The organism is Leeia oryzae DSM 17879 (genome assembly GCF_000376945.1).
GTDB lineage: Bacteria > Pseudomonadota > Gammaproteobacteria > Burkholderiales > Leeiaceae > Leeia > Leeia oryzae.
Genome location: NZ_AQXU01000010.1, coordinates 34,463 through 60,519, shown reverse-complemented (window position 1 = coordinate 60,519; position 26,057 = coordinate 34,463). Strand labels below are relative to the sequence as shown.

The 26,057-nt window shown below is 50.0% G+C and carries 39 protein-coding genes; 33 read left to right on the top strand and 6 right to left on the bottom strand.

What is annotated here, in order from left to right:
* The 30 genes from F552_RS0100870 to rplQ all read left to right on the top strand — a co-directional run.
* The coding region (locus F552_RS0100870; RefSeq protein WP_018149822.1) for an EF-Tu C-terminal domain-related protein at window positions 1-329 on the top strand (329 nt) is incomplete at its 5' end.
* Between the two features lie 14 nt (window positions 330-343).
* Window positions 344-655 carry a 30S ribosomal protein S10 gene (rpsJ, locus tag F552_RS0100865; protein WP_018149821.1) on the top strand — a complete coding sequence of 104 codons (312 nt, stop codon included), beginning with the start codon at window positions 344-346 and terminating at the stop codon, window positions 653-655.
* Between the two features lie 94 nt (window positions 656-749).
* Window positions 750-1,394 (top strand): 50S ribosomal protein L3, encoded by a 645-nt coding sequence (gene rplC / locus F552_RS0100860; RefSeq protein WP_018149820.1) that lies wholly within the window; start codon window positions 750-752, stop codon window positions 1,392-1,394.
* Window positions 1,394-2,014: a 50S ribosomal protein L4 gene (gene rplD / locus F552_RS0100855; protein WP_018149819.1), complete on the top strand. Its 621-nt coding sequence runs from the start codon at window positions 1,394-1,396 to the stop codon at window positions 2,012-2,014. Before rplC ends, rplD begins: the two co-directional genes overlap by 1 nt.
* Window positions 2,011-2,313 (top strand): 50S ribosomal protein L23, encoded by a 303-nt coding sequence (gene rplW / locus F552_RS0100850; protein ID WP_018149818.1) that lies wholly within the window; start codon window positions 2,011-2,013, stop codon window positions 2,311-2,313. Before rplD ends, rplW begins: the two co-directional genes overlap by 4 nt.
* Before the next feature lie 10 nt (window positions 2,314-2,323).
* Window positions 2,324-3,157, top strand: a complete 834-nt coding sequence (gene rplB, locus F552_RS0100845) for a 50S ribosomal protein L2 (protein ID WP_018149817.1) — start codon at window positions 2,324-2,326, stop codon at window positions 3,155-3,157.
* Between the two features lie 5 nt (window positions 3,158-3,162).
* Entirely contained in the window at window positions 3,163-3,438 is a 276-nt protein-coding gene (rpsS, locus tag F552_RS0100840; RefSeq protein WP_018149816.1) for a 30S ribosomal protein S19, read from the top strand.
* A gap of 9 nt (window positions 3,439-3,447) precedes the next feature.
* Window positions 3,448-3,777 (top strand): 50S ribosomal protein L22, encoded by a 330-nt coding sequence (gene rplV, locus F552_RS0100835; RefSeq protein ID WP_018149815.1) that lies wholly within the window; start codon window positions 3,448-3,450, stop codon window positions 3,775-3,777.
* Between the two features lie 9 nt (window positions 3,778-3,786).
* Window positions 3,787-4,491, top strand: coding sequence for a 30S ribosomal protein S3 (rpsC, locus tag F552_RS0100830; protein WP_018149814.1), 705 nt, complete (start codon window positions 3,787-3,789; stop codon window positions 4,489-4,491).
* Window positions 4,475-4,891: a 50S ribosomal protein L16 gene (gene rplP, locus F552_RS0100825; protein WP_018149813.1), complete on the top strand. Its 417-nt coding sequence runs from the start codon at window positions 4,475-4,477 to the stop codon at window positions 4,889-4,891. Before rpsC ends, rplP begins: the two co-directional genes overlap by 17 nt.
* On the top strand, window positions 4,891-5,079 hold the full coding sequence (gene rpmC, locus F552_RS0100820) for a 50S ribosomal protein L29 (protein ID WP_018149812.1): 189 nt from the start codon (window positions 4,891-4,893) through the stop codon (window positions 5,077-5,079). Before rplP ends, rpmC begins: the two co-directional genes overlap by 1 nt.
* Before the next feature lie 3 nt (window positions 5,080-5,082).
* A complete protein-coding gene (gene rpsQ, locus F552_RS0100815) occupies window positions 5,083-5,340 on the top strand; it encodes a 30S ribosomal protein S17 (RefSeq protein ID WP_018149811.1) in 258 nt (85 codons plus the stop codon).
* 136 nt (window positions 5,341-5,476) lie between these two features.
* A complete protein-coding gene (rplN, locus tag F552_RS0100810) occupies window positions 5,477-5,845 on the top strand; it encodes a 50S ribosomal protein L14 (protein ID WP_018149810.1) in 369 nt (122 codons plus the stop codon).
* A gap of 9 nt (window positions 5,846-5,854) precedes the next feature.
* Complete coding sequence (gene rplX / locus F552_RS0100805) at window positions 5,855-6,172, top strand: 50S ribosomal protein L24 (RefSeq protein ID WP_018149809.1); 318 nt, start codon at window positions 5,855-5,857, stop codon at window positions 6,170-6,172.
* Between the two features lie 2 nt (window positions 6,173-6,174).
* Entirely contained in the window at window positions 6,175-6,714 is a 540-nt protein-coding gene (rplE, locus tag F552_RS0100800; protein ID WP_018149808.1) for a 50S ribosomal protein L5, read from the top strand.
* 7 nt (window positions 6,715-6,721) lie between these two features.
* Window positions 6,722-7,027, top strand: coding sequence for a 30S ribosomal protein S14 (rpsN, locus tag F552_RS0100795; protein WP_018149807.1), 306 nt, complete (start codon window positions 6,722-6,724; stop codon window positions 7,025-7,027).
* Window positions 7,028-7,042: 15 nt separating this feature from the next.
* Window positions 7,043-7,441, top strand: a complete 399-nt coding sequence (gene rpsH / locus F552_RS0100790; RefSeq protein ID WP_026182260.1) for a 30S ribosomal protein S8 — start codon at window positions 7,043-7,045, stop codon at window positions 7,439-7,441.
* Window positions 7,442-7,453: 12 nt separating this feature from the next.
* Window positions 7,454-7,987: a 50S ribosomal protein L6 gene (gene rplF, locus F552_RS0100785; RefSeq protein WP_018149805.1), complete on the top strand. Its 534-nt coding sequence runs from the start codon at window positions 7,454-7,456 to the stop codon at window positions 7,985-7,987.
* 13 nt (window positions 7,988-8,000) lie between these two features.
* Window positions 8,001-8,354: a 50S ribosomal protein L18 gene (rplR, locus tag F552_RS0100780; protein WP_018149804.1), complete on the top strand. Its 354-nt coding sequence runs from the start codon at window positions 8,001-8,003 to the stop codon at window positions 8,352-8,354.
* A gap of 12 nt (window positions 8,355-8,366) precedes the next feature.
* The gene (gene rpsE, locus F552_RS0100775; RefSeq protein ID WP_018149803.1) at window positions 8,367-8,873 is read left to right on the top strand and encodes a 30S ribosomal protein S5; all 507 of its coding nucleotides are present in this window, start codon (window positions 8,367-8,369) and stop codon (window positions 8,871-8,873) included.
* 4 nt (window positions 8,874-8,877) lie between these two features.
* The gene (rpmD, locus tag F552_RS20250) at window positions 8,878-9,063 is read left to right on the top strand and encodes a 50S ribosomal protein L30 (RefSeq protein WP_083917388.1); all 186 of its coding nucleotides are present in this window, start codon (window positions 8,878-8,880) and stop codon (window positions 9,061-9,063) included.
* Window position 9,064: 1 nt separating this feature from the next.
* Entirely contained in the window at window positions 9,065-9,499 is a 435-nt protein-coding gene (rplO, locus tag F552_RS0100770; protein ID WP_018149802.1) for a 50S ribosomal protein L15, read from the top strand.
* A gap of 9 nt (window positions 9,500-9,508) precedes the next feature.
* Complete coding sequence (gene secY / locus F552_RS0100765) at window positions 9,509-10,822, top strand: preprotein translocase subunit SecY (protein ID WP_018149801.1); 1,314 nt, start codon at window positions 9,509-9,511, stop codon at window positions 10,820-10,822.
* 18 nt (window positions 10,823-10,840) lie between these two features.
* Window positions 10,841-11,059, top strand: coding sequence for a translation initiation factor IF-1 (infA, locus tag F552_RS0100760; RefSeq protein ID WP_018149800.1), 219 nt, complete (start codon window positions 10,841-10,843; stop codon window positions 11,057-11,059).
* Between the two features lie 26 nt (window positions 11,060-11,085).
* A complete protein-coding gene (gene rpmJ, locus F552_RS20245; protein ID WP_083917387.1) occupies window positions 11,086-11,199 on the top strand; it encodes a 50S ribosomal protein L36 in 114 nt (37 codons plus the stop codon).
* Between the two features lie 55 nt (window positions 11,200-11,254).
* Window positions 11,255-11,617, top strand: a complete 363-nt coding sequence (gene rpsM, locus F552_RS0100755) for a 30S ribosomal protein S13 (protein WP_018149799.1) — start codon at window positions 11,255-11,257, stop codon at window positions 11,615-11,617.
* Between the two features lie 21 nt (window positions 11,618-11,638).
* The gene (gene rpsK, locus F552_RS0100750) at window positions 11,639-12,031 is read left to right on the top strand and encodes a 30S ribosomal protein S11 (RefSeq protein ID WP_018149798.1); all 393 of its coding nucleotides are present in this window, start codon (window positions 11,639-11,641) and stop codon (window positions 12,029-12,031) included.
* A 24-nt stretch (window positions 12,032-12,055) separates the two neighbouring features.
* Complete coding sequence (gene rpsD / locus F552_RS0100745) at window positions 12,056-12,679, top strand: 30S ribosomal protein S4 (RefSeq protein WP_026182259.1); 624 nt, start codon at window positions 12,056-12,058, stop codon at window positions 12,677-12,679.
* A gap of 28 nt (window positions 12,680-12,707) precedes the next feature.
* Window positions 12,708-13,691, top strand: a complete 984-nt coding sequence (locus F552_RS0100740; RefSeq protein ID WP_018149796.1) for a DNA-directed RNA polymerase subunit alpha — start codon at window positions 12,708-12,710, stop codon at window positions 13,689-13,691.
* Window positions 13,692-13,702: 11 nt separating this feature from the next.
* A complete protein-coding gene (rplQ, locus tag F552_RS0100735) occupies window positions 13,703-14,098 on the top strand; it encodes a 50S ribosomal protein L17 (protein WP_026182258.1) in 396 nt (131 codons plus the stop codon).
* Between the two features lie 105 nt (window positions 14,099-14,203).
* Here rplQ and F552_RS0100730 read toward each other — a convergent pair whose 3' ends face one another.
* The 4 genes from F552_RS0100730 to F552_RS0100715 form a co-directional block, all read right to left on the bottom strand.
* A complete protein-coding gene (locus F552_RS0100730; RefSeq protein WP_018149794.1) occupies window positions 14,204-14,980 on the bottom strand; it encodes an oxygen-binding di-iron domain-containing protein in 777 nt (258 codons plus the stop codon).
* 111 nt (window positions 14,981-15,091) lie between these two features.
* Window positions 15,092-15,949 carry an HDOD domain-containing protein gene (locus F552_RS18135; RefSeq protein ID WP_018149793.1) on the bottom strand — a complete coding sequence of 286 codons (858 nt, stop codon included), beginning with the start codon at window positions 15,947-15,949 and terminating at the stop codon, window positions 15,092-15,094.
* 21 nt (window positions 15,950-15,970) lie between these two features.
* A complete protein-coding gene (locus F552_RS0100720) occupies window positions 15,971-16,960 on the bottom strand; it encodes an NAD(P)H-quinone oxidoreductase (protein WP_018149792.1) in 990 nt (329 codons plus the stop codon).
* Entirely contained in the window at window positions 16,957-18,837 is a 1,881-nt protein-coding gene (locus F552_RS0100715; protein ID WP_018149791.1) for a sigma-54-dependent Fis family transcriptional regulator, read from the bottom strand. The genes F552_RS0100720 and F552_RS0100715 overlap by 4 nt, the downstream gene beginning before the upstream one ends.
* A gap of 375 nt (window positions 18,838-19,212) precedes the next feature.
* Here F552_RS0100715 and adh point away from each other — a divergent pair, with 375 nt between their 5' ends.
* Together adh and F552_RS0100705 are read left to right on the top strand one after the other, a co-directional pair.
* Entirely contained in the window at window positions 19,213-20,733 is a 1,521-nt protein-coding gene (adh, locus tag F552_RS0100710; RefSeq protein ID WP_018149790.1) for an aldehyde dehydrogenase, read from the top strand.
* A gap of 113 nt (window positions 20,734-20,846) precedes the next feature.
* Window positions 20,847-21,221 (top strand): DUF779 domain-containing protein, encoded by a 375-nt coding sequence (locus F552_RS0100705; RefSeq protein WP_018149789.1) that lies wholly within the window; start codon window positions 20,847-20,849, stop codon window positions 21,219-21,221.
* Window positions 21,222-21,247: 26 nt separating this feature from the next.
* Here F552_RS0100705 and F552_RS18130 read toward each other — a convergent pair whose 3' ends face one another.
* Window positions 21,248-22,579 (bottom strand): DEAD/DEAH box helicase, encoded by a 1,332-nt coding sequence (locus F552_RS18130; RefSeq protein WP_156802185.1) that lies wholly within the window; start codon window positions 22,577-22,579, stop codon window positions 21,248-21,250.
* A gap of 116 nt (window positions 22,580-22,695) precedes the next feature.
* Window positions 22,696-24,924 carry a RelA/SpoT family protein gene (locus F552_RS0100695; RefSeq protein WP_018149787.1) on the bottom strand — a complete coding sequence of 743 codons (2,229 nt, stop codon included), beginning with the start codon at window positions 24,922-24,924 and terminating at the stop codon, window positions 22,696-22,698.
* 254 nt (window positions 24,925-25,178) lie between these two features.
* Here F552_RS0100695 and F552_RS0100690 point away from each other — a divergent pair, with 254 nt between their 5' ends.
* The gene (locus F552_RS0100690) at window positions 25,179-25,952 is read left to right on the top strand and encodes a ParA family protein (RefSeq protein ID WP_018149786.1); all 774 of its coding nucleotides are present in this window, start codon (window positions 25,179-25,181) and stop codon (window positions 25,950-25,952) included.
* The last annotated feature ends 105 nt before the right edge of the window (window positions 25,953-26,057 follow it).

Sequence of the window (26,057 nt, the reverse complement as noted above, 5' to 3'; positions counted from 1 at the left end):
ACGTAGAGCGTGGCCAGGTTTTGGCTAAGCCAGGTTCTATCAACCCACACACAAAATTCAGCGCAGAGATCTACGTGCTGTCTAAAGATGAAGGTGGTCGTCATACACCATTCTTCAATGGCTACCGTCCACAGTTCTACTTCCGTACCACAGACGTGACCGGTGCAGTAGAATTGCCAGAAGGTACAGAAATGGTGATGCCAGGCGATAACGTGTCAATCAAAGTTGCCCTGATTGCGCCAATCGCGATGGAAGACGGTCTGCGTTTCGCTATCCGTGAAGGCGGTCGTACCGTTGGCGCGGGTGTGGTTGCTAAGATCATCGAATAATTGAGGATATCTTAATGCAAAACCAAAAAATTCGTATTCGCCTTAAAGCTTTTGATTATCAACTGATTGACCGTTCAGCGCAGGAAATCGTTGATACAGCAAAACGCACAGGTGCTGTGGTTAAAGGGCCGGTTCCTTTGCCTACTAAGATCGAGCGTTTCGATGTGCTGCGTTCACCGCACGTTAACAAGACCTCTCGCGATCAGTTTGAGATTCGTACTCATATGCGCTTGATGGACATTGTTGATCCAACAGACAAAACTGTTGATGCACTGATGAAGCTGGATCTTCCTGCTGGTGTAGATGTGGAAATCAAGTTGCAATAACTTGAAATTCTGTTAGAATGACGGGCTCACTGTTATGGTGAGCCCGTTTTTCTTTATTCGGTCAATCGTAACCGAGCCTGAAAAGGAAATTATTATGAGTTTAGGACTTGTCGGTCGCAAGGTTGGCATGACCCGTGTATTTGCTGAGGATGGTGCGTCCATTCCAGTGACTGTGCTGGACTTGTCAAAGAACCGCGTCGCGCAAATCAAAACGCTGGAAACCGATGGTTATTCAGCGTTGCAGATCGCATCAGGTGAGCAAAAGGCTAGTCGTGTCAATAAGGCATTGTCTGGTCATTTTGCTAAGGCTGGTGTTGAGGCTGCGCGTGATTTGGTTGAGTTTACTGTTAAGGCAGATGAATTGGCGGCTTTTCAGCCAGGCCAAATGTTGTCTGTAGAGATTTTTACACCTGGCCAGCTGGTTGATGTATCTGGTACTAGTCAGGGTAAGGGTTTTTCTGGTGTTATCAAACGCCATAACTTTAGTTCTAACCGTGCATCACACGGTAACTCTGTGTCACACAATACTCCGGGTTCTATTGGTCAGGCGCAAGATCCTGGTCGCGTGTTTCCTGGTAAACGGATGGCTGGTCAATACGGTAACGTAAAGCGCACTGTTCAGTGCCTTGAGGTTGTGCGTATTGATGTTGAGCGTCAGTTGCTGCTGGTTAAAGGTGCAGTGCCTGGTGCGAAAGATGGCCGTATTGTTGTGCGTCCAAGTGTGAAGGCAGGTGCATAATGGAATTGAAGGTCATTAATGAAACTGGTGCCGTTGTTGGTACGCTGACAGCTTCAGATGCTTTGTTTGCTCGTGATTATAACGAGGACTTGGTGCATCAGGTTGTTACTGCATATCGGGCTAATGGTCGCTCAGGAAATCGTGCGCAGAAGGGTCGTAGTGAGATTGCTAAGTCAACTCGCAAGCCTTTCCGTCAAAAGGGTACTGGCCGTGCTCGTGCTGGTATGGCGTCAAGCCCGATTTGGCGTGGCGGTGGTAAGATTTTCCCTAACTCCCCAGATGAGAACTTTACACACAAAGTGAACCGCAAGATGTATCGCGCCGGCTTGGCTGCCATCTTGTCACAGTTGGTGCGTGAAGAGCGTTTGGTCGTGTTGGATGCGCTGAATGTAGATGCGCCTAAGACCAAGATTTTCGCTGGCAAGCTAAAGGCCATGGGTCTTGAAAGTGCGTTGTTGGTGGCTGATCAGATTGACGAGAACCTGTTCTTGTCATCTCGCAATGTTGCAAATGCCTTGGTTCTGGAAGTCCGTGAAGCGGATCCGGTGAGCCTGGTGCGTTTTGATAAGGTTGTGCTGACACGTGAAGCCGTTAAGCGTTTTGAGGAGTTGTTAGCATGAGCCTAAGTCAAGAACGTTTGTATCAGGTTTTGCTTGCGCCACAGATTTCTGAGAAAAGTACTCGTTTGGCTGAAAAGCACGAGCAGGTAGTTTTCAAAGTAACTACAGATGCGACTAAACCAGAGATTAAAGCAGCAGTTGAACTGCTGTTCAAGGTGCAGGTTGAGTCAGTTCAGGTTGTCAACATGAAAGGCAAGCAAAAGCGCTTTGGCCGCACTGTTGGTCGCCGTAAGGACTGGAAAAAGGCGTTTGTCAGCCTGAAACCTGGTCAAGAAATCAACTTCGCGGCCGGCGAATAAGGAGCTATAAATGCCTATCGTTAAAGTTAAGCCAACATCTGCCGGCCGTCGTGCAGTTGTTAAGGTTGTAACGCCAGAGCTGTACAAGGGTCGTCCACATGCTGCGCTTGTGGAAAGCAAGTCCAAGACAGCTGGTCGTAATAATAACGGTCATATCACTACCCGTCACATGGGTGGTGGCCACAAGCAACACTACCGTGTTATTGACTTCCGTCGCAATAAAGATGGTGTGCCAGCAAAGGTCGAGCGTATTGAATACGATCCAAACCGTACAGCGCACATTGCGCTGTTGTGCTACGCCGACGGTGAGCGTCGCTATGTGATTGCAAACAAAGGCCTTAAAGTTGGTGCGCAACTGGTTAGTGGCTCAGAGGCCCCAATCAAGACTGGTAATGCATTGCCGTTGCGTAATATTCCTGTAGGTACCACTATTTGCTGCGTTGAAATGAAACCAGGTAAAGGCGCGCAAATTGCTCGGTCAGCCGGTACTTCTGTTCAGTTGCTGGCTCGTGAAGGTGTGTATGCTCAGCTTCGTTTGCGCTCTGGTGAAATCCGCAAGGTTCACGTGGACTGCCGTGCAACTATCGGTGAAGTTGGTCATGAAGAGCATAACCTGCGTTCATATGGCAAGGCCGGTGCAATTCGCTGGCGTGGTATTCGCCCGACCGTTCGTGGTGTTGCTATGAACCCGGTCGATCACCCGCATGGTGGTGGTGAAGGTAAAACTGCTGCAGGTCGTCACCCAGTTAGCCCATGGGGTCAGAAGACCAAGGGTCTGCGTACTCGCAGCAATAAACGCACTTCTAATATGATTGTGCGTCGTCGTTATTCGAATAAAGGGTAATTCACATGGCACGTTCTATTAAGAAGGGCCCATTTGTCGATGGCCATCTGCTGAAGAAAGTGGAAACCGTGCGTTCGACTAATGACAAGCGCCCGATCAAAACATGGTCACGCCGCTCAACCATTCTGCCGGACTTCGTGGGTTTGACAATTGCAGTGCACAATGGTCGTCAACATGTGCCTGTTTATGTAAACGAAAATATGGTTGGCCACAAATTGGGTGAGTTCGCTTTGACTCGCACATTTAAAGGTCATGCTGCCGATAAAAAAGCAAAGCGTTAAGGGGGTAATATGCAAGTTTCTGCTGTACTAAAAAATGCCCGCTTGTCTGCGCAAAAATGCCGACTGGTGGCTGACTTGGTTCGTGGCAAATCTGTGGACCAGGCTTTAAATATTCTTCAGTTTTCACCGAAGAAAGGCGCAACACTAATTCGTGCTTTGTTGGAGTCTGCAATTGCTAATGCAGAGCACAATGAAGGTGCTGACATCGATACACTGAAAGTTACTACGATCTACGTTGACAAAGGGCCTTCTCTGAAGCGCTTCTCTGCACGTGCCAAGGGTCGTGGCAACCGTATCGAGAAGCAAACATGTCACGTTACGCTAACTGTTGGTGAATAAGGAAAAGCCATGGGACAGAAAATCCATCCAACCGGGTTCCGGCTGGCAGTTACCAAAAATTGGTCATCCAAGTGGTACGCCAACAGCCGTAATTTCGGCACGATGTTAAATGAAGACATCAAGGTTCGTGAGTATCTGAAAAAGAAATTGGCGCATGCTGCCGTTTCTAAAGTTATCATTGAGCGTCCTGCAAAGAACGCCAAGATTACGATTCATAGCGCACGTCCTGGTGTTGTGATTGGTAAAAAAGGCGAAGATATTGAAGTGCTGCGCGCCGACCTGCAAAAATTGCTGGGCGTGCCTGTGCATGTAAATATCGAAGAAGTTCGCAAGCCTGAAATTGATTCTCAGTTGATCGCTGATAACATTGCCTCTCAGCTTGAGAAGCGTGTTATGTTCCGTCGTGCCATGAAGCGCGCCATGCAAAATGCTATGCGTCTTGGTGCACAGGGTATCAAGATCATGAGTTCCGGTCGTTTGAACGGGATCGATATTGCACGTACCGAATGGTATCGTGAAGGTCGTGTGCCTCTGCATACTTTGCGTGCTGATATTGATTACGCAACTTCTGAAGCCAAAACCACCTACGGTATCATTGGTATCAAGGTGTGGGTATATAAAGGTGATAGCAATTCTCAGCAGGTAGCTGCGCCAGCAGTTGAGCCAGAGAAGAAATCACGCAAGTCGGGGGCTAAACATGCTGCAACCAACTAGAACGAAATATCGTAAGCAACAGAAAGGCCGCAATACTGGTCTTGCTACCCGTGGTGCAAGTGTCAGTTTTGGTGAGTTTGGTCTGAAAGCAACTGGCCGTGGTCGTTTGACTGCGCGTCAGATCGAAGCGGCCCGTCGTGCTATGACTCGTCATATCAAGCGTGGTGGTCGTATCTGGATTCGCGTGTTTCCAGATAAGCCGATTTCTTCTAAACCTGCCGAAGTCCGTATGGGTAACGGTAAGGGTAGTCCAGAATATTGGGTAGCTGAGATTCAGCCAGGTAAAGTCTTGTACGAGATGGATGGCGTTAGTGAAGAGTTGGCACGTGAGGCGTTCCGCCTGGCTGCTGCCAAGCTACCTTTCTCTACGACCTTTGTGGTCAGAATGGTGGGGCAATAATGAAAGCTTCTGATTTGAGCGCGAAGAGTGCCGCTGAGTTGCAAGAAGAGCTGTTGTCATTGTTGAAAGCGCAGTTCGGTCTGCGTATGCAACATGCTACACAGCAATTGGCAAAAACAAGTGAGCTGCGCAAAGTACGCCGTGATATCGCACGTGTACGCACAGTTCTTAAGCAAAAGGCGGTTTAAGTCATGAGTGATACTAAAATTATCCGCTCGCTGACCGGACGTGTTGTAAGCGACAAGATGGACAAAACTGTTACGGTTTTGGTCGAACGTCGCGTAAAGCATCCTCTTTATGGCAAGGTTATTCGTCTTTCAAAGAAATACCATGCCCATGACGAGAATAATGAGTTTGGTATTGGTGATGTGGTGGTGATCGAAGAGAGTCGCCCATTGTCAAAAACTAAAACTTGGCGAGTTAAAGAGCTGATCGAAAAAGCTCGTTAATTTAGTTGTTGCAAGCATCTTTCGGTTGCGATAGAATGCTGGTTCCTTGTGGCGCGATTTCGCGCCACTTCCCTTTAACGGGTCCAAAACTAGCCGAATGCAATAACGCAACCGGAATAAGTTGGAGTTTTAAATCATGATCCAAATGCAAAGCAAGCTAGATGTTGCTGACAACACTGGTGCACGCTCCGTTATGTGTATCAAAGTGTTGGGCGGCTCTAAGCGTCGTTACGCAACCATTGGTGACATCATTAAGGTTTCCATCAAAGATGCGGCTCCGCGTGGCCGTGTTAAGAAGGGTGATGTCTACAATGCTGTAGTTGTACGTACGGCTAAGGGTGTTCGTCGTCCAGACGGTTCCTTGGTTCGTTTTGATGGAAATGCTGCTGTGTTGTTAAACAACAAGCTAGAGCCAATCGGTACTCGTATTTTCGGGCCAGTTACGCGTGAGTTGCGTACAGAACGCTTCATGAAAATTGTTTCGCTGGCTCCGGAAGTAATTTAAGGGGTTACCATGCAAAAAATCCGTAAAAGTGATGAAGTGGTAGTCATCGCTGGCAAAGACAAGGGTAAGCGTGGCGTTGTTAAGTCTGTGCTTGACAATGGTTATGTGGTTGTTGAGGGTGTAAATGTTGCTAAGAAGCACGTAAAACCGAACCCTGTTAAAGGTGTTGCAGGTGGTATCGTTGCTATGGAGCTGCCTTTGCATGTCTCTAACGTGGCACTTTTTAATGCTGCTACCCAGAAAGCCGACCGTGTTGGCTTCAAGCTTCTGGATGATGGCAAAAAAGTCCGTGTCTTTAAGTCTAGTGGCGAACAGGTTGGGGCGTAAAGATGGCTCGTTTGTATGATTACTACAAGTCAGCGATTGTGCCAGAACTGGTAAAACAGTTTGGCTACAAGTCGGTGATGGAAGTTCCTCGTATTGAGAAAATTACGCTCAATATGGGTGTTGGCGAAGCTGTTGCTGACAAAAAAGTTATTGAGTTTGCAGTTGGCGATATGCAAAAACTGGCTGGTCAAAAGCCTGTTATCACATTGTCTAAGAAGTCTATTGCTGGCTTCAAGATTCGTGATAACTATCCGGTTGGTTGTAAAGTAACGCTGCGTCGTGAGCGCATGTACGAATTTCTGGATCGTCTGGTGACGATTGCCATGCCTCGTATTCGTGACTTCCGTGGTGTTTCTGCAAAATCATTTGATGGTCGCGGCAACTACAATATGGGCGTTAAGGAACAGATCATGTTCCCAGAGATCGATTACGATAAGATCGATGCTTTGCGTGGTATGAATATCACTATAACAACAACGGCTAAAACAGATGATGAAGCTCGCGCTTTGTTAGCTGCATTCCGTTTCCCATTCAAGAATTGAGGTTGTCATGGCTAAGATGGCTTTGATTAATCGCGAACTGAAGCGTGCCAAACTGGTTGCAAAATTTGCAGCCAAACGTGCAGCTCTGTTTGAGATTATTAATAACAACTCACTAAGTGACGAAGAGCGTTTTGCTGCTCGTGTAAAACTTCAAGGTTTTCCACGCAATTCTAGTCCTGTTCGTCAGCGTAATCGCTGTCAATTGACTGGCCGCTCACGTGGTGTGTTCCGTAAATTTGGTCTGGCAAGAAATAAACTGCGTGAAGTTGCTTTCCGTGGTGAGATTCCTGGCCTGACTAAGGCAAGTTGGTAAGCGAGGTAACTGCAAATGAGTATGAGTGATCCGATTGCGGATATGCTGACTCGCATCCGGAATGCGCAGCAAGCTGGCAAAGAAGTGGTTGCAATGCCTTCTTCAAAATTAAAAGCTGCTATTGCTGCTGTACTGAAGGATGAAGGTTATATCGACGGCTTTAATGTTTCTGAAGAAGCTGGTAATAAGCGCACGCTGAATATTGAGCTGCGCTATTATGCTGGTCGTCCTGTTATTGAACGTATTGAGCGGGTTTCTAAACCTGGTCTGCGTATCTATAAAGGCAACGGCGATATTCCATCAGTAATGAATGGTCTTGGTGTGGCGATTGTTTCCACATCTAAGGGTGTAATGACTGATCGCAAGGCTCGCGCTAATGGCGTTGGCGGCGAACTGTTGTGTATCGTGGCGTAAGGAGAGTCAAATATGTCACGTGTTGCTAAAAACCCTGTTGCATTGCCTGCTGGCGTTTCGGTTGCCGTTACTGCAACTGATATTACAGTTAAAGGTCCGCTAGGATCTCTGGTTCAACCTCTGACCGGTGTGGTCAAGATTGAACAAGTTGAATCCGAGCTTGTTTTTGCTGCCGCAGAAGAGACAAAACATGCACGTGCAATGTCTGGTACATTGCGTGCGCTAGTGGCTAACATGGTTAAAGGTGTTAGCGTAGGTTTTGAGAAGAAACTTCAGCTGGTTGGTGTGGGTTATCGTGCCCAGGCCGCCGGTGATGTTTTGAACCTGACACTGGGTTTTTCACATCCTGTTGCTTATACCTTGCCTCAAGGTGTTAAAGCTGAAACCCCTACTCAATCAGAGATTCTTCTGAAAGGGGCGAACAAGCAGCAAATCGGTCAAGCCGCAGCTGAAATTCGCGCTTATCGTTCTCCTGAGCCATATAAAGGCAAGGGTGTTCGCTATGCTGACGAAGTTGTGGTTATTAAAGAAACCAAAAAGAAATAATTAGGACCTGGTCATGGATAAGAAACAGTCTCGTCTGCGCCGTGCACTTAAGACTCGTGCGCGCATTGCAGATCAGAAGCAGATTCGCCTGACGGTGTATCGTTCTAATTCGCATATCTATGCTCAAGTTATTGCTGCTGATGGCGCTAGCGTTCTTGCCTCAGCTTCTACACTTGATAAAGATTTGCGTGATGCATTGGCGAATGGTGGAAACATCAAGGCTGCTGAAGTTATTGGTCAGCGTATTGCTGAAAAAGCAAAAGCTGCTGGTGTAACCAAAGTTGCATTCGATCGTTCTGGCTTTCAGTATCATGGCCGTGTTAAAGCACTGGCTGATGCTGCACGCGCCAATGGTCTTGAATTCTAATTAGGGGTAATCATGGCCAAAGTAGAATTGGAAGATCGCAACGAAGGTTTGCGTGAAAAAATGGTATCTGTCAACCGTGTCACCAAAGTGGTGAAGGGTGGACGGATCTTGGGTTTTGCGGCTTTGACCGTTGTTGGTGACGGTGATGGTGGCATTGGTATGGGTAAAGGCAAATCAAAAGAAGTGCCTGTGGCTGTCCAAAAGGCGATGGAAGAAGCACGTCGCAAAATGGTCAAGATCAGCATGAAAAATGGTACCTTTAACCATCCAGTAGTTGGCCGTCATGGTGCAACTCATGTGTTGATTCAACCAGCTCCTGAGGGTACTGGTATCAAGGCAGGTGGTGCAATGCGCGCTGTTTTTGAGGTGATGGGTGTACATAACGTTTCTGCGAAATGTCATGGTTCAACCAATCCATACAACGTAGTTCGTGCCACGATCAATGGTCTGTTGGCAATGTCAACTCCATCTGAAATTGCTGCTAAGCGTGGCAAGACAGTTGAAGAGATTTTGGGGTAATAAAATGACTGACAAGAAAACGATCAAGGTAACTTTGGTCAAGAGTTTGATTGGTCGCCTTGAGTCTCACCGCGCATGTGTGCGTGGTTTGGGTCTTCGCCGTGTTGGTAGCTCTTCAGTAGTTATCGATACACCAGAAAACCGTGGCATGATCAACAAAGTCCATTATCTGCTTAAGTGTGAGGGCTAACATGTTTTTGAACACAATTAAGCCAGCAGAAGGCGCTAAACATGCCAAACGCCGTGTGGGTCGTGGTATCGGTAGCGGCTTGGGCAAAACGGCTGGTCGTGGCCATAAAGGTCAGAAATCTCGTGCAGGTGGCTTCCATAAAGTCGGTTTCGAAGGCGGTCAGATGCCTTTGCAACGTCGTCTGCCAAAACGTGGCTTTAACTCATTGACTCGTAATGATGTTGTTGAAGTGCGTCTGTCTGAATTGGCACTGCTCCCAGTTACTGATGTTGATTTGTTGGTACTGAAGCAAGCTGGTCTGGTATCAGGTCGTGCTAAAGGTGCTAAGCTGATTTTGTCAGGTGCAGTTGATCGTGCCTACAAACTTTCTGGCATTTTGGCTACCGAAGGTGCCGCAGCTGCTATTACAGCAGCTGGTGGTTCCATTGCTGAGTAAGACTAGTCTATGACTTCAACCAATCCGCTTTCTGCTGTTTCTGGTAAGTTTGCTGATTTAAAAAGCCGCCTGCTGTTTTTGCTGGGTGCATTAATTGTTTACCGTATTGGTGCACACATACCTGTGCCTGGTGTAAACCCTGATGCGCTCGCAAAACTGTTTGACTCTCAGCGTGGCGGCTTGTTGGACATGTTTAACATGTTCTCAGGCGGTGCTCTTTCCAGATTTACAGTTTTTGCGCTTGGGATTACGCCTTACATCTCTGCTTCTATCATCTTTCAGCTTGCTGCAGAAATCCTGCCGCAGCTGAAAGAGCTGAAGAAAGACGGTGAAGCGGGTCGTAGGAAAGTTACCCAATACACACGTTTTGCAACATTGGTTTTAGGCGGATTCCAGAGTTTTGGTATTGCCGTCATGCTTTACAAGCAGCCTGGGCTTGTGATGGTCGGAAAGTTTGAGTTTTACATGACGACTGTTGTGGCTCTTGTGACCGGCACTATGTTCTTGATGTGGCTTGGTGAGCAGATCACCGAGCGTGGATTGGGCAACGGTATTTCTGTACTTATTACAGCTGGTATTGTTTCAGGATTGCCAGCAGCAATCGGCCATACCTTGACGCTAGTTAGTCAAGGTTCAATGTCTGCATTGTTCGTTATTCTTTTGGTTGCAATTGTTTTTGGCATTATCGCGTTTGTTGTTTTTGTGGAGCGTGGTCAGCGAAAACTGGTTGTCAATTATCAAAGAAGACAAGTTGGCAATCGTATCATGCAGGGCCAGTCTAGCCATATGCCGTTAAAGCTGAATATGGCTGGTGTGATTCCTCCAATTTTTGCTTCTAGCATCTTGCTATTCCCTGCGACTATTGCTGGTTTCTTTGGATCGAACGAGAAGTTTTATTGGCTTAAAGACTTGTCGGCGATGCTGGTTCCAGGTCAGCCACTTCATATGGTGTTGTACTCGGCAACGATTATTTTCTTTTGTTATTTTTACACTGCTCTAGTGTTTAACCCAAAAGAAACTGCTGACAACCTGAAGAAGAGTGGTGCTGTTTTGCCGGGTGTTCGCCCTGGCGAGCAGACTGGTAGATACATTGAAGCTGTAATCCTGCGTTTGACACTAATTGGTGCGTTGTACATTACAGCAGTTTGTTTGCTGCCTGAAATCCTGATGAGTCAGTTTAGTGTGCCGTTCTACTTCGGTGGTACGTCATTGCTGATCATCGTTGTTGTTTCTATGGATTTCATGGCGCAAGTTCAAGCTCATGTTATGTCACAGCAGTATGAAAGTCTTTTGAAGAAAGCCAACTTCAAAGGCGCAAATTAATACTACAGGTTAGTGGTTATGGCAAAGGAAGAAACAATCCAGATGCAAGGGGAGGTTATCGAAAACCTTCCTAATGCAACGTTCCGGGTAAAGTTGGAAAACGGCCACATTATCCTGGGACACATTTCTGGCAAAATGCGGATGCATTACATCAAGATTTTGCCAGGTGATAAGGTTACCGTTGAGTTGACTCCGTATGATCTGACTAAGGCGCGGATCACATTTCGGGCTAAGTAAATTTGGCATTTTAAGTAAGGTTTATCATGCGCGTTCAAGCTTCAGTAAAAAAAATTTGCCGCAAGTGCAAAATTATTCGCCGCAATCGTGTTGTTCGTGTGATTTGCAGCGATCCTCGGCACAAGCAACGCCAAGGTTAATTTGACCTAGGCTTGCATGTTTGTATATAATCTCTGATTTTTCGTGGGGTGATTCATGGCCCGTATTGCAGGTGTAAATATTCCGAATCATCAGCATGCCGAGATCGCGCTGACTGCCATTTATGGCGTTGGTCGTACTCGTGCTCGCTTGATTTGTGATAAGGCTGGTGTTGCGTACAACACCAAAATGAAAGATGTTAGCGATGCTGACATGGAAAAGCTTCGTGATGAAGTGGGCAAATTCACTGTTGAAGGTGATTTGCGCCGTGAAATCACGATGAGCATTAAGCGCCTGATGGACTTAGGTTGCTACCGTGGTATGCGTCATCGTCGTGGTTTGCCGGTTCGTGGTCAGCGTACACGTACCAATGCTCGTACCCGTAAAGGTCCGCGCAAGCCTATTGCTAACAAGAAGTAATTGATCAGTTAAGGATTACTCATGGCTAAGGCTTCTACTGCGCGAGTGCGCAAAAAAGTCAAAAAGAGTGTTGCTGAAGGTATCGTGCACGTTCACGCATCTTTCAATAATACAATCATCACTATTACAGATCGTCAAGGGAATGCTCTTTCCTGGGCTACTGCTGGTGGTGCTGGTTTTAAAGGCTCTCGTAAGAGTACGCCTTTTGCTGCACAGGTTGCTGCTGAGCATGCTGGTAAAGTTGCTCAGGAGTATGGAGTTAAAAATCTTGAAGTGCGTATCAAGGGCCCTGGTCCTGGTCGTGAATCTGCAGTTCGTGCATTGAATGCACTGGGCTTCAAAATCACTAGCATTTCAGACGTGACGCCGGTGCCTCATAATGGTTGCCGTCCGCCGAAAAAGCGTCGCATCTAATCATAATTCGATTGGAGAATATTCGTGGCAAGGTATATTGGTCCTAAGTGTAAACTTTCCCGCCGGGAAGGCACTGACCTGTTTTTGAAGAGTGCTCGTCGCTCTATTGATTCAAAATGCAAGATTGATGTCGCTCCTGGCCAACATGGTCAGAAGAGTGGTCAGCGTCAATCAGACTTCGCGGTTCAGTTGCGTGAAAAGCAAAAAATTCGCCGTATCTACGGTGTGCTTGAGCGCCAGTTCCGCCGTTACTTTGAAGAAGCCGCTCGCCGTAAAGGTTCAACTGGTGAAAACCTGTTGAAATTGTTGGAAAGCCGCTTGGACAACGTAGTTTACCGTATGGGCTTTGGTTCTACTCGTGCTGAGGCACGTCAGTTGGTGAGCCATAAAGCTATCACTGTAAACGGTGAATCAGTCAACATCGCTTCTTATCAGATCAAAGCAGATGATGTTGTTGCTATTCGTGAAAAGTCCAAGAAACAAACTCGTATTGTTGAGGCGCTTTCTTTGGCTGAGTCAATCGGTTTCCCTTCATGGGTATCTGTTGATTCGAAGAAAATGGAAGGTGTGTTCAAGACCGCTCCTGATCGTTCTGAGTTGTCTAGCGACATCAATGAACAGTTGGTGGTTGAATACTACTCCAAGTAATTGATCCGGATATTACTGGGAATCGACTATGCATAGCAGTGCACAAGAATTTTTAAAGCCACGTGTCATTGAAGTGGAAAACATTACCGCGGAACATGCCAAGGTAGTGATGGAACCATTTGAGCGTGGTTACGGGCACACGCTGGGTAATTCGCTCCGCCGGATTTTATTGTCCTCTATGCCTGGCTTTGCTGCTACGGAAGTCAAAATTGAGGGCGTTGTGCATGAGTACTCTACACTTGACGGTGTTCAGGAGGATGTCGTTGATATCCTGCTGAACCTGAAGGGTGTGGTTTTCAAATTGCACGGGCGTAACTCAGTGGTTTTGACTTTGAAAAAAGAAGGTCAAGGCCCGGTGTTGGCTGGTGATATTCAGCTTAGCCATGACGTTGAAGTGATCAACCCTGACCATGTGATTGCCAATCTGGCACCTAATGGCAAGTTGTCACTGGAGATTCGTGTAGAGGCTGGCCGTGGTTATCAGCCTTCATACAGTCGTGGTAAAGGCGATGAGTCTCGTGCTTTAGGTAGTTTGTTGCTGGATGCTTCTTTCAGTCCCGTTCGCCGTGTTAGCTACTCTGTTGAGAGTGCACGTGTTGAACAGCGTACGGACCTGGATAAGCTGGTGATGGATATCGAAACCAATGGTTCGATTGATCCTGAAGAAGCTGTTCGTTATGCTGCACGTGTCTTGGTTGATCAGCTGTCAATTTTTGCTGATCTGGAAGGTACGACAACGGAAGTGTCTCAGCCAGAAGCTCCGCAGTTCGATCCAATTCTGCTTCGTCCAGTTGACGATCTGGAATTGACTGTTCGTTCTGCAAACTGCCTGAAAGCAGAGAATATTTACTATATTGGTGACCTAATTCAGCGTACAGAAACCGAGTTGCTGAAGACGCCTAATTTGGGCCGTAAATCTTTGAATGAAATCAAAGAAGTTCTGGCTTCAAAGGGTCTTGTGCTAGGTGTTAAGCTTGAAAACTGGCCGCCAGCTAATTTAGAAAAAGCGTAAAAGGTTGAATTATGCGTCATCGTAATGGCAATCGGAAGTTAAATCGTACGTCCAGCCATCGTCAAGCGATGCTACGTAACTTGGCAAATGCTTTATTGCAGCACGAAGTTATCAAAACTACGTTGCCTAAAGCCAAGGAACTGCGTCGTGTGGCTGAACCGTTGATTACGTTGGGTAAAAAGCCTTCTTTGGCTAATCGCCGTCTGGCTTTCTCCCGCACTCGTGATCGCGATATTGTTACTAAACTGTTTGATGTCTTGGGGCCTCGCTACCAAGCTCGTAACGGTGGTTACTTGCGTGTTTTGAAGTTTGGCTTCCGCCAAGGCGACAATGCACCAATGGCTATTGTTGAGCTGGTTGATCGTCCTGATACAGCAGTTGCTGTTGAGGATTCTTCAGAAGCGTAATGCTTTTGTTGACCAATAAAAAACCCGCCTTTTGGCGGGTTTTTTATTGTGTAATTTCTTCAGGTTAAGGACTCGTGTTTTTGCCTGGCACTGGTGTTAATACAATCATGCAGATGGTATCTGGTAGTGATTTTGCGTCATGATATCTACGCCACAGGGTAGTTCGCCGATCCAGTCGAGAAATGTATTTACCATTTCTTGCCCTTTAAAGGGTCTCCCATGCTGGGGGACGATCCATTCAATATCTAACTGCCGTACCATGTTTACCCAGAAACGGAGAATTTTCTGGCTGCTCATGTAGCGTTGGTGAAACCCCTTCATGTATTTGACATGCTCTGCAAAGTTTTCTACTGGCTTTGCTGCGTCTTCGTGTGCAACCAGTGAGGCGCCAAGATCTCCTGTAAACAGGATTTTTGAAGTGACGTCGTAAAACTGGAAGTTGCCTTCTGAATGCAGGAAATGCGCTGGAATGGCAACGATTCTGCTTTTGCCCAGTTTGACATGCATGCCAGGATCCGGAATCGGGATGATGCGGCCTTCGGTTGTGCCGACGGTGCAGAAATGTGGTACGAAGCGCGACCAGATTTTGGAGACAACGATTTTGCAATCAGTGTGTATTAGCCACTTGTTGAGTGAAGCGACGATGTCCGGATCAGCATGTGAGGCGAATACGTAGTCAAGGCTATTGGGCTGAAAGTGGGCGTGCATGGCCATACGAAGTGCGTTGTAGGTCATGTTGCCGCCTGGGTCGATCAGGCAGCCGTGGCCGTTGTCGACGATCAGGAACTGATTTGCCTGTATGGCATGATCCGCTTCGTCATCTACCAAGTCTGTAAACATCATGCAAGCATGCGTGCCATTGTTAAATAATTCGATCGGCATACCAAATTCCTTGTTTAGGAGTGGATTTGACCATGTTCATGACGTTTAGATTTAGATGTAGATCAATTTATTTAGAAATAGGGGTACTTGGTCGATGTGGTTTCTTGCAGTTTATGCCGTATACCAGTCTATTTCTGTGCTGACTTTGATGCTGAGTTTTTCCAGATAGGGTTTGACCAGCTGTACATCCATATTGAGTAGTGTTGCTACTTCCTGATAATCATCCGGTAAAGCCGGGTCGTCCCAGCCGTTTGAAATGTGTCTTGCTAATCTTGTAGCAAGAATGGCTATGTGTGTCCGAGGGGACTTTTGATCTTGTTTTTCATCCATCAAGTGGGTCAGCATGCCCGGGAGATGCCAGGCTTGACTGAGCTGAAGCTGCAACTCTTGCAGCGTGAAGCCCAAGACGGCCTTTTGGGCAACATGGCTTCTCATGCCGGGATTGCGCTTTAGCTGAGTATTAATTTGCCATGCCAAGTCAGGGGCGCTGCACCAAAGCAGCATTTCACTGATGTCATGGAGCAGGGCGGCAATGATGAGCTCATCGGACTCGAGGTCGTGTCGTACCTTTGCCCAGGCCGATGCAAAGGTAGCTGCCAGCCGGGCGCGAATGAGTACATTATTGATGCCTGCACGTGCTTCCGGATAATTGGCTAGCGCGTTATCCAGCGTGGGCTGGTTCTGAAAATTTCTGAAAAAGGGAATTACGCCAAGCATCATGATGGCGTGAGCAACCGTGGTGATTTCAGATCTTTGACTGTTGCTGCGCCGCTCCTGCAGATGCCGGATGACTTTTACTGTCATGAATGGGTCATGCAGAATGGCATCGGACAACAGTTTGGCGGTGACATGATCGGCATCTGGCGCCATGCTTTGAAGGGCCTCTGCTGTTTTGGGGAGAATCGGTATCTGGAAGTTCTCCAGATAGAGTACCCATGCATGCAGGTTTGGTAATGATTCTTTTAACATGGTCTTACCGACTTAGTGTTGTTATGGAAGCAGTAATAACTTACCAATATGATCATGTATTTCTAATATAGCATGCGCTTCTTCAACATTTTCAAGTTTTATGCGCTTGGCTATTACCGGACGGACTTGTTGCGCAGCCAGTAATGGCCAAATGGTGTGTTGTACTTGTCTGGCTATGTCTGCTTTTTCGGGTAAGGAAAGCGACCTTAAGGTGGAGCCGATGAGCTGGATACGTTTTCCGAGCAGCTTTGCGAGGTCTATTTCTGCTTTTCTGCCTGCCTGAAAGGCGATCAGAATGATTCTTCCATCCTGATTCATACAGTCGATGTCCTGCTGGATGTATTCTCCACCCACCATATCGAGTACAACGTCTACCAGAATGTGCTTTTGGCGCAAGACTGCAGAAAACGACTGGGTTTTATAGTTGATGGCAATATCGGCACCCAGTTGCAGGCAGGCATGACATTTTTCTTCACTGCCTGCTGTGGTGATGACGGTGTGTCCCAAGGCTTTGAGTATCTGGATTGCGTAGACGCCAATGCCGCTGCTGCCGCCGTGGATCAGCACGGTCTCACCTTTTTGTAGGCGGCCTAGACGGAACAGGGTATTCCAGATGGTCAGGCATGCTTCCGGCAAGGAGGCGCAATCTTCGGTTGCCCAATGTTCCGGGATCGGGAAAGACAGCGATGTGTGAGCAACCGCATGGCTTGCATAGCCGCCGCCAGCGACCAGCGCGCATACGTGGTGGCCAAGCCAGTCATCGGGAACATCTGGTGCTATAGCTATCACTTCACCTGCTACCTCCAGACCGAGGATGTCGCTGTCTGTGGCCGGGACGGGATAGTGGCCGTGTCTTTGCAGCCAGTCAAGGCGATTGACGCCTGCTGCCGCAACCTTGATGAGAATCTGACCTGGCTGCAGTGTGGGCATTGGGGCACTGACCTTGGACAAGACTTTGGTTTCTGGCTCAACGCTGATGTGCTCGAGGGTGGTTGGTAGGGGTGGGTTCATTGATCGGTTTCTGTCTGTTTTTGTTTCATGCGGTACAGGGTACTGCGATGGATGCCCAATTGTTTGGCCGTGGCACTGATATTGCCGTTATTCTGCTGCAGAGCATCCTGGATGCGCTGGCTGGCGATGGCAGATAGCGATTGGTCAGCAGACGCGGAAGCTTGCTGGCTCGGTGGCATCTGCTGCTGGATATGTAGTGGCAGGTCTTCGACAAGAATTTCGGTATGATCATCTGCCAGGGCTGTCAGGGTCTTGAGCAGGTTGGCTAGCTCTCTTGCATTGCCTGGCCATGCATAGGTCAGTAGTTGGGCTCTTGCTGCCGGTGACAGGCGAATGTTACGCTGTTGTGCACCACTTGCCTGAAAAATGGTATCCAGCAGGACCGGGAGTTCAGCTCGCTCTCTGACCGGGGTCAGTCTGACCATGAAATGTTGCAGTCGGTAATACAAATCTGCCCTGAAGCTGCCTGCTTCGACCTCTTTTTGTAGATCGTGATGAGTGGCGCAGACGGGGACAAAGTCTACCGGGCTGGCTTTGCCGCCGCCCAGTGGCGTGACTTCTTTGTCTTGCAGCACCCGTAATAACCGAGCTTGCAGCGACAGGGGCATATCGCCGATTTCATCCAGGAACAGAATGCCGCCATTGGCTTCTTTTAATTTGCCCAAGGAGCCTTTACGTTTGGCACCGGTAAAAGCACCTTCTTCATAACCAAACAGTTCTGCTTCGATGAGGCCTTCGGGAATGGCTGCGCAATTGATGGCCACGAATGGCATGTGGTTCCGGTTGCTGGCCGCATGCAAGGCTCTGGTGAACATCTCTTTGCCGGTGCCGGTTTCTCCCAGTACCAGTACCGGAATTTCTGCGTTCACGGCCCGGATGGCTTTGGCCAGCTGTGCCTGGCTGGCAGCATCCCAATAGACGCCGGCAGGGGCAGGCTTTCTGGATTGGAGGTTGCCAGACGGGCGAAGCGTCGTTACCGGTTTTTCTTGCGGCTCGGTGCACAGTGCATAGTATTTGTGTCCGTCAAGGTAGCGGATGGTATAAGCAATTGCGGCTGGCCGGATATGGTCGAGAAACAGATCGGTGAGTTTGAGGTGGCCGAGCTGATGCTGCTGTATTTGCAAGAGTTGCCGAGCGATGCGGTTGGCGGAGATGATCTTGTCCTGATCGCACAGCAGTATGCCTTCTTGTGGCGTGCCTATCAGCGCCGGGTTGGCGTGAAAGCGCAGCTGGACATGGTGGACGGCTTGTTCTGCAAACCAGCGATGTTCTATCTGATTGACCGCAAGTTGTACCAGCCCTCTGGCATGGTTTTGCGGCAGTCTGGCGTCACCCGAAATATCCAGTACTCCTGCAAGTTCTCCCTGCGGGGTCATGATGGGGGAAGCGGTACAGGAGAGGACCTGATTGGGCTGCAGGTAATGTTGTGCACCCAGTACTTCAACGAGGCTTCTTTCTGCCAGGGCCGTGCCGATGGCATTGGTGCCTTTGTCGGCCTCGTCCCATTTAACACCGGGTTGCAAGGCGACCTGTTCTGCTTTTTTCAGAAAACCCGCATGACCGCGACGATCAAGAATCAGCCCGTCGGCATCTGTGAGCAGGATCAGGCTATGGGTATCGGAGACACTGGCGCCGAGGGAGTCTAGCTCCGGTTCTGCCAGTTTGAGCAGATATTCGCTTCGCTCTTTGGCAATGTCCAGTTCATAGCGGGTTAAAGGGGATGCCGAGGCGGTATCCGCAGGCAAACCCAAGGCTGCACACCGCTGCCAGGAGCGGGCGATGGACCCTGGAATGGAGGACGGGATTTCTCCTTTTTCGAAGAACTGATATCGCGCCTTTTTGATGGCACTACTCGATGGTGCTCCAGCAGCGGGCATCTGCGTGTACTCCTCTTGCCGTTCGGCTTATTTTAGTGTCGTTATCCTCTTAATGTAGCGCATTGTCTGCATGGGGGCGAGTGAAATTTACCCTCGTTTTGTCTGACTGTCGCACAGGCTGTCGCAGCGCATGTCGCAATTTGCGACATGCGACAGTGTGATTTTCCTCCAATGGGTAACACGCTTGCATGCTTAGTTGGCTAACTGGTTATTGCGTTGCAACGTATAAAAAAATTATCCCTTTTACTGGCTTGATGGTGTGCATGTTGCGATGCAGCGTGGCAGGTGGCTGGCACGCATCGTGCAATATACATGGCATGCGGAATGCAATTGTCGCGTTCGCTAAACACCAATAATTCAAGAGGAGATGTCACCATGTCTATTATCGTTCCTGGGCAGTATGGTTTTAAAGTTCCTTTCAAAACCCGTTATGGCAACTTCATTAATGGTGAGTGGATGGCGCCATTGAGCGGTGAGTATTTTGAAAACATCACACCGGTTACCGGCAAGGCGTTCTGTGAGATTCCTCGTTCCAATGCCGCTGATGTCGAACTGGCGCTGGATGCTGCGCATGCTGCCAAAGATGCCTGGGGCAAAGCATCGACCACCGAGCGCGCCAATGTACTCAACAAGATTGCTGACCGCATGGAAGCCAATCTGGAGTTGCTGGCCACGGCCGAAACCTGGGATAACGGCAAACCGATCCGCGAAACCATGGCGGCAGATATTCCTCTGGCGATTGATCACTTCCGCTATTTTGCTGCGTGTATCCGGGCACAAGAAGGTTCTATCGGTGAAGTGGATCATAATACCTATGCTTACCACTTCCATGAGCCGCTGGGTGTGGTGGGGCAGATCATTCCATGGAACTTCCCGATTTTGATGGCAGCATGGAAAGTGGCGCCGGCACTGGCTGCGGGTAACTGTGTGGTGCTGAAGCCAGCCGAACAGACACCTGTGTCTATCCTGATTCTGGCGGAGCTGATTCAAGACCTGCTGCCAAAAGGCGTGCTGAACATTGTGAACGGTTTTGGCCTGGAAGCAGGCAAACCGCTGGCATCCAATAGCCGTATCGCCAAAATTGCATTTACCGGTGAAACCACCACTGGCCGTCTGATCATGCAATATGCAGCACAGAACCTGATCCCTGTGACGCTGGAGCTGGGTGGCAAATCGCCTAATATCTTCTTCCCTGACGTGATGGCCAAGGATGATGGCTATCTGGATAAAGCCATTGAAGGGTTTGTCCTGTTTGCACTGAACCAGGGTGAGGTATGTACCTGCCCGTCCCGTGCGCTGGTGCATGAATCCATCTACGACCAGTTCATGGACCGCGTGTTGACCCGTGTTGCCGCCATCAAGCAAGGCAACCCGCTGGACAAAGACACCATGATTGGTGCACAGGCATCCAACGAACAGATGCAGAAAATCCTGTCTTACCTGGACATTGGCCGTCAGGAAGGCGCGAAAGTGTTGGCAGGGGGTTCTGCCGCCAATCTGGAAGGTGATCTGGCTGGCGGTTATTACATCAAGCCTACCGTATTTGCCGGCCACAACAAGATGCGCGTGTTCCAGGAGGAGATCTTCGGGCCGGTGGTTTCTGTCACCACCTTTAAAGACGAAGCCGAAGCCTTGTCTATCGCCAATGACACCCTCTACGGCCTTGGCGCCGGTGTCTGGTCTCGTGACATGAATACCGCTTTCCGCATGGGGCGCGGCATCCAGGCAGGCCGTGTATGGACCAACTGTTACCATGCTTACCCAGCCCATGCGGCATTTGGTGGTTACAAGCAGTCCGGGATTGGCCGCGAAACACACAAAATGATGCTGGACCATTACCAACAGACCAAGAACCTGTTGGTAAGCTACAGCGAAAGCCCATTGGGTTTCTTCTAAATAGGAGGCAGCGTCATGCGTCTGTGTGCATGACGCGCACCCCTTTCAGGATGCTGGCAGTGACTTTGGCGTATCCCATGCATGGGATACGCCATTTTTTCAGGAGCAACGTGATGAGTGAGGTAACCCAGGTCAGTGCTACCGAGGCTGCATTGGCGCTAATCGACCGGCTAAGGGCCAAGCATGGACCGCTGATGTTTCACCAGTCGGGTGGTTGTTGTGATGGCAGTGCACCGATGTGTTTCCCGGAAGGGGAGTTTATGGTGGGGGACAGTGATGTGTTGCTGGGCGAGATTGGCGGTGCGAAGTTCTATATCGGCAAATCGCAGTTCGAGTACTGGAAGCATACCCATCTGATCATTGATGTGGTGACCGGCAGGGGCGGGATGTTTTCGCTGGAAGGCTCTGAAGGAGTCAGGTTCCTGACCCGGTCGCGTTTGTATTCGGATGAAGAATGGGCGGTACTGGAAGCGGCTGGCAAGGTATAGGCCAGCCGCTGTCGCGTAGATGAATATTACGAGGTAGCGGTTGTTGCGCTGTCTTCCGCAATCACGACCTGGGTTGCCATGGCTTGCTTTGGTGGCAAGAACAGGGCTGGAATTTCCCGTGGCCGGCCGGCACGCCCAGGGATGAGGGCTAGTGCTGACGAAGGCAGAGGCCTTGAAGTCGGCAAAGGTGCGCTGACACGATGATTGTTGCTGTAGGCAGACAGCAATTCATTGGCGTTGCCAACTTTTAACTGCTGGCGAATCAGCTTTTCGATGCCTTGCAGCTGCTTTTCTTCATCCGGCGTGGCAAACGAAATGGCTGCACCGCTGGCACCCGCACGACCTGTTCGGCCAATCCGGTGGACGTAGTCTTCGGGTGAGCCTGGCAGTTCGTAGTTGATGACGTGCGGAAGCTGGTCAATATCAATGCCGCGCGCGGCCACATCCGTTGCTACCATCACGGTTGCACGGCCTTCCTTGAAGGCGGCGAGTGCTTCCAGACGGGCTGACTGTACTTTATCGCCATGAATGGAGACAGCTGAAATACGGTCTTTGACCAATTGGCGTGACAGGCGCTCCGCCGTTTGCTTTGTACGTGTAAAGACCAGCACCTGCTTCATTTCATGATGCTTGAGCAGTTTTTGCAGCAGGCGATAGCGCTGGGATTCTTCGATTTTGTACAGCAATTGGGTGACGTTCTCTGCCGTCGTGTTCTGTCTGGCGACTTCGATCACTTCGGGATGACGCAACAACTGGTCTGCCAGTGCCTTGATTTCTGGCGAGAAAGTCGCCGAGAAGAGCAGGGTTTGTCGCTTGGCGGGCATCAGGGCCATGATGCGCTTGATATCATTGATAAAGCCCATGTCCAGCATGCGGTCTGCTTCATCCAGTACCAGAAACTCTACCTGGCCCAGATTGATATTCTTTTGACCGACGTGATCCAGCAAGCGGCCTGGCGTGGCGACAACAACTTCGACGCCGGCGCGCAGTGCCTGGGTTTGCGGGTCCATCGTCATGCCACCAAAAATCACGGTGGAACGGAGCGGCAAATATTTGCTGTAGCTCTGGACATTGGCAAACACCTGGTCAGCCAATTCACGTGTGGGGGTCAGGATAACGGCACGAACCGGATGTCTGGCAGGGGAAGGGCTGGTATTACCATACGGCCGGAGCTTGTTCAGCATCGGCAGGGTAAATGCAGCCGTTTTTCCTGTTCCTGTTTGTGCGGCGGCCAGCAGATCGTGACCGGCCAACACCACGGGAATCGCGGCGGCCTGGATGGGAGTCGGCGCGTCATACCCTTGATCGGTAATGGCGCGCATGATTTCTTCGCTTAGAGCTAGTTCGGTAAATTGCATGCTGGTTCGCATTGTAGCGGAGATACAACAAACGTCACCAGCAAAACCTGAGCGTGCAGCCCACGTTTTGGCTGGTTTCGGGGTAATTACAACATATCACCAGAGGTTACTACAGCTCAGATGCTCCGGCGCACGGCCTTGGTGACGCCCGGGACATTGGCCAGATGCGCCAATATCTGCCGCAACTGTGCATGATCCATGATTTCGACCGTGAAACGCAGACTGGCTTCTGTATTACGGGACAGGGTTTGAGCTGCCGTGATATGGCATTTGTCCCGGCTGAAGGCCTCTGACACGTCACGCAACAGTCCCGGCCGGTCTTGTGCTTCGACCAGGATATCGACCGGGAAGCGGCCATCCTTGAATTCGCCCCAGTTGGCAGAGATCAAGCGCTCGGCGTCCTTGGCAGCCAGACGTTCCAGTGTCTTGCAGCCTTGCCGGTGGATGGAGATGCCCCTGCCACGGGTGACAAAGCCCACGACGGCATCTCCTTTGACGGGCTTGCAGCACTTCGCCAGCATGGTCATCAGGTTATCGACGCCTTCGATCAGGATACCTTGCTGGTGTGAACTGACACGGCTTTCTCGAACCAACGCTTCTGCCGTAACCTCGATGGATGTCGGTGTTTGCGGGATTTCCTGCATGGCTTCCGACAACAGCTTGGGCCCGAGCTCACCACGACCCAACGCGGCGTACAGATCATCCAGTTTTCTGAAGTTGAGTTTCTCGGCGATTTTTTCCAGTTCCATTGGCCCCGGGTGGGCTTTAAGCCTGGTTTTCTCGAAGAGCTGCTTGCCTTGTTCGATCAGGACATCCTGATGTTGTTGCTTGAGCCATTGACGGACTTTGGCGATGGCTTTGCTGCTTTTGAGCATGCCATGCCGTAGCCAGTCCAGGCTGGGGCCACCATCTTTGGCCGCCAGGATTTCGACCCGATCCCCGTTTTGCAGAGCATAAGACAGGGGCACAATGTGCCCGTTGACCTTGGCGCCACGGCAGCGATGCCCGAGATCGGTATGCAAATGGTAGGCGAAGTCGATCGGGCTGGCGCCGCCTGGCAAATCGACGACGCGGCCTTGCGGGGTCAGCACATACACGGTGTCCTGGAACAGTTCGTTCTTGAACTGCTCTGCAATCTCGGGCTGAGTATCCTGCTCGGCATTTTCCTGACTGATTTCGTCACGCCAAGCCAATAGCTGGCGCAACCAGGCAATTTTTTCTTCGTAGCCGTTATCCTGGTGCCCACCTTCTTTATAGCGCCAATGGGCTGCCACGCCCATTTCGGCGTGCTGGTGCATCTCGAAGGTGCGGATCTGTACTTCCATACCCCTTTCCTGCGGTCCGATGACGGCCGTATGCAAGGAACGGTAAAAGTTGCCTTTGGGGTGGGAGATGTAGTCGTCAAACTGGCCCGGGATCGGTCGCCACAGGTGGTGGACAATCCCCAGTACGCTATAACAATCCTTGATGCTGTGTACCAGAATACGCACGGCGCGGATGTCGTAGAGTTCGTTGAACTCCAGACGTTTTTTCTGCATTTTGCGCCAGATACTGTAGATGTGCTTGGGGCGACCCGCTACATCACCCTCGATGCCAGCATCGGCTAGCTCTTTGCGCAAGAGGCTCAGGACCTCGGTAATATAGGCTTCACGCTGCAGGCGTTTTTCGTCCAGCAGACTGGCGATTTTCTTGTAGCGGTCGGGTTCCAGATAGCGGAAGGACAGGTCTTCCAGCTCCCATTTGACCTGCCACACGCCAAGCCGGTTGGCCAGCGGTGCAAACAGGTCCATGGTTTCCCGGGCGACAAAGCGTTGCGTGTCTGCATCCGCATACTTGAGGCCGTGCATGGTCTGGGCGCGCCAGGATAATTTGATCAGCACCACGCGCACGTCTTCGACCATGGCCAGCATCATCTTGCGCATGATTTCGATCTGGCGACTGGCAATTTTCGGGTCGGCCAGATGGTCGCCAGCCAGCAGCGGCAATTGCCTTACTTTGGTAATGCCGTCGATCAGGCGCAGGATGTCCGGCCCGAAGTCGGCCAGGGTTTCTTCCCAGTTCACCAGATAGTCGGGCGTGGCAAACAGCAGGGTTGCCGCAATGGCCTCATGGTCCAGCTTGAGGTTAGCCACCATGACCGCTGTGGCCATGGCATGCTGCAGTAGCGGTAAGTTGGTGATGGGGTGTAACCGGGCCTGATACAGCGCTTTGGCAATATCGGCAGCGGCCCGGATGGTTCTCTGTTCGGTGCCATCAAAGCGTGCGCATAGCTGTTCCAGCTCTGCCATGAGTTGTGCAGGAAGCTGAGCATCAGCGTTGGCGAGCGGGTGTGCGACAGAGACCATGGTTCAATACTTTAGGATGACAATGCATATTTTGCCCGACAGGGGATGGGTTTGACCATGCCTCTGTTCGCTTTTTATCCATAAAAACCGGTTTTGGCTGTTTTATGCCGGGTTTATGAATGATTAGATTGCGGTTCTGTCCGCTTTCTTCAATAATGCACTGCAGCAATTATGGATTGTTCAGGGGTTGGATCGGGCCGTTTTGCAGCGCGCCGGGTCGGGGCGATCAGATATCCTCCACAAGGAAACAGAATATGCGCAGAGTGATTTTTAACCAGAAGGGTGGCGTAGGCAAATCCACCATTACGTGTAATCTGGCGGCTGTCAGTGCCGCCCGCGGCTTGCGGACACTGGTGGTGGATCTGGACCCGCAAGGTAATGCGAGCCACTATCTGCTGGGGGCTGCGGCAACAGATGCCACCAATCATCTGGCCGACCTGTTTGAGCAGGTACTGAATGTGAGCATGTTTGCCAAGCCGGCCAATGCGTTTGTTCACGCCTCGCCGTTCGAAAACCTGTCTGTGCTGCCTTCCAGCCCGCGGTTGGCGGATTTGGAGGACAAGCTCGAAGCCCGCTACAAAATCTACAAACTCAAATCAACACTGGAAGAGCTGGAGAGCGAGTTTGACCGTATCTATATTGATACGCCGCCAGCGTTGAACTTCTATACCCGTTCTGCCCTGATTGCGGCAGATCGATGCCTGATTCCGTTTGACTGCGATGCGTTCTCGCATCAGGCCTTGTATAACCTGCTGGCCAATGTCAAAGAACTGCAGGAAGACCATAACGCCGATTTGCAGGTGGAAGGCATTATCGTGAACCAGTTTCAGCCACGTGCGACCTTGCCGCGCCAGTTGGTAGAGACGCTGGCTCAGGATGGTTTGCCGGTTCTGCCAGCCTATCTGGGCAGCTCTGTGATTGTGCGAGAGTCGCATCAGCTGGCCAAACCGTTGATCCAGCTGGATCCAAAACACAAGTTGACTCAAGCGTATGTCGCCTTGTACGAGTGTCTTGAGCAAAACGGGTGAGGCTGTAATTCCTGATTGCGCTCTGCCTGTTAGATTCTATACTGAGTGAAAAGCAACGCAACATGCAACTGTCTGACGCCTTGGTCAACGGCCAGGCCTTTTCGG

Coding starts and splice junctions, on each gene's coding strand:
- rpsJ (WP_018149821.1), top strand. CDS start 344: ATGCAAAACCAAAAAATTCGTATTCGCCTTAAAGCTTTTGATTATCAA.
- rplC (WP_018149820.1), top strand. CDS start 750: ATGAGTTTAGGACTTGTCGGTCGCAAGGTTGGCATGACCCGTGTATTT.
- rplD (WP_018149819.1), top strand. CDS start 1,394: ATGGAATTGAAGGTCATTAATGAAACTGGTGCCGTTGTTGGTACGCTG.
- rplW (WP_018149818.1), top strand. CDS start 2,011: ATGAGCCTAAGTCAAGAACGTTTGTATCAGGTTTTGCTTGCGCCACAG.
- rplB (WP_018149817.1), top strand. CDS start 2,324: ATGCCTATCGTTAAAGTTAAGCCAACATCTGCCGGCCGTCGTGCAGTT.
- rpsS (WP_018149816.1), top strand. CDS start 3,163: ATGGCACGTTCTATTAAGAAGGGCCCATTTGTCGATGGCCATCTGCTG.
- rplV (WP_018149815.1), top strand. CDS start 3,448: ATGCAAGTTTCTGCTGTACTAAAAAATGCCCGCTTGTCTGCGCAAAAA.
- rpsC (WP_018149814.1), top strand. CDS start 3,787: ATGGGACAGAAAATCCATCCAACCGGGTTCCGGCTGGCAGTTACCAAA.
- rplP (WP_018149813.1), top strand. CDS start 4,475: ATGCTGCAACCAACTAGAACGAAATATCGTAAGCAACAGAAAGGCCGC.
- rpmC (WP_018149812.1), top strand. CDS start 4,891: ATGAAAGCTTCTGATTTGAGCGCGAAGAGTGCCGCTGAGTTGCAAGAA.
- rpsQ (WP_018149811.1), top strand. CDS start 5,083: ATGAGTGATACTAAAATTATCCGCTCGCTGACCGGACGTGTTGTAAGC.
- rplN (WP_018149810.1), top strand. CDS start 5,477: ATGATCCAAATGCAAAGCAAGCTAGATGTTGCTGACAACACTGGTGCA.
- rplX (WP_018149809.1), top strand. CDS start 5,855: ATGCAAAAAATCCGTAAAAGTGATGAAGTGGTAGTCATCGCTGGCAAA.
- rplE (WP_018149808.1), top strand. CDS start 6,175: ATGGCTCGTTTGTATGATTACTACAAGTCAGCGATTGTGCCAGAACTG.
- rpsN (WP_018149807.1), top strand. CDS start 6,722: ATGGCTAAGATGGCTTTGATTAATCGCGAACTGAAGCGTGCCAAACTG.
- rpsH (WP_026182260.1), top strand. CDS start 7,043: ATGAGTATGAGTGATCCGATTGCGGATATGCTGACTCGCATCCGGAAT.
- rplF (WP_018149805.1), top strand. CDS start 7,454: ATGTCACGTGTTGCTAAAAACCCTGTTGCATTGCCTGCTGGCGTTTCG.
- rplR (WP_018149804.1), top strand. CDS start 8,001: ATGGATAAGAAACAGTCTCGTCTGCGCCGTGCACTTAAGACTCGTGCG.
- rpsE (WP_018149803.1), top strand. CDS start 8,367: ATGGCCAAAGTAGAATTGGAAGATCGCAACGAAGGTTTGCGTGAAAAA.
- rpmD (WP_083917388.1), top strand. CDS start 8,878: ATGACTGACAAGAAAACGATCAAGGTAACTTTGGTCAAGAGTTTGATT.
- rplO (WP_018149802.1), top strand. CDS start 9,065: ATGTTTTTGAACACAATTAAGCCAGCAGAAGGCGCTAAACATGCCAAA.
- secY (WP_018149801.1), top strand. CDS start 9,509: ATGACTTCAACCAATCCGCTTTCTGCTGTTTCTGGTAAGTTTGCTGAT.
- infA (WP_018149800.1), top strand. CDS start 10,841: ATGGCAAAGGAAGAAACAATCCAGATGCAAGGGGAGGTTATCGAAAAC.
- rpmJ (WP_083917387.1), top strand. CDS start 11,086: ATGCGCGTTCAAGCTTCAGTAAAAAAAATTTGCCGCAAGTGCAAAATT.
- rpsM (WP_018149799.1), top strand. CDS start 11,255: ATGGCCCGTATTGCAGGTGTAAATATTCCGAATCATCAGCATGCCGAG.
- rpsK (WP_018149798.1), top strand. CDS start 11,639: ATGGCTAAGGCTTCTACTGCGCGAGTGCGCAAAAAAGTCAAAAAGAGT.
- F552_RS0100740 (WP_018149796.1), top strand. CDS start 12,708: ATGCATAGCAGTGCACAAGAATTTTTAAAGCCACGTGTCATTGAAGTG.
- rplQ (WP_026182258.1), top strand. CDS start 13,703: ATGCGTCATCGTAATGGCAATCGGAAGTTAAATCGTACGTCCAGCCAT.
- F552_RS0100730 (WP_018149794.1), bottom strand. CDS start 14,980: ATGCCGATCGAATTATTTAACAATGGCACGCATGCTTGCATGATGTTT.
- F552_RS18135 (WP_018149793.1), bottom strand. CDS start 15,949: ATGTTAAAAGAATCATTACCAAACCTGCATGCATGGGTACTCTATCTG.
- F552_RS0100720 (WP_018149792.1), bottom strand. CDS start 16,960: ATGAACCCACCCCTACCAACCACCCTCGAGCACATCAGCGTTGAGCCA.
- F552_RS0100715 (WP_018149791.1), bottom strand. CDS start 18,837: ATGCCCGCTGCTGGAGCACCATCGAGTAGTGCCATCAAAAAGGCGCGA.
- adh (WP_018149790.1), top strand. CDS start 19,213: ATGTCTATTATCGTTCCTGGGCAGTATGGTTTTAAAGTTCCTTTCAAA.
- F552_RS0100705 (WP_018149789.1), top strand. CDS start 20,847: ATGAGTGAGGTAACCCAGGTCAGTGCTACCGAGGCTGCATTGGCGCTA.
- F552_RS18130 (WP_156802185.1), bottom strand. CDS start 22,579: ATGCAATTTACCGAACTAGCTCTAAGCGAAGAAATCATGCGCGCCATT.
- F552_RS0100695 (WP_018149787.1), bottom strand. CDS start 24,924: ATGGTCTCTGTCGCACACCCGCTCGCCAACGCTGATGCTCAGCTTCCT.
- F552_RS0100690 (WP_018149786.1), top strand. CDS start 25,179: ATGCGCAGAGTGATTTTTAACCAGAAGGGTGGCGTAGGCAAATCCACC.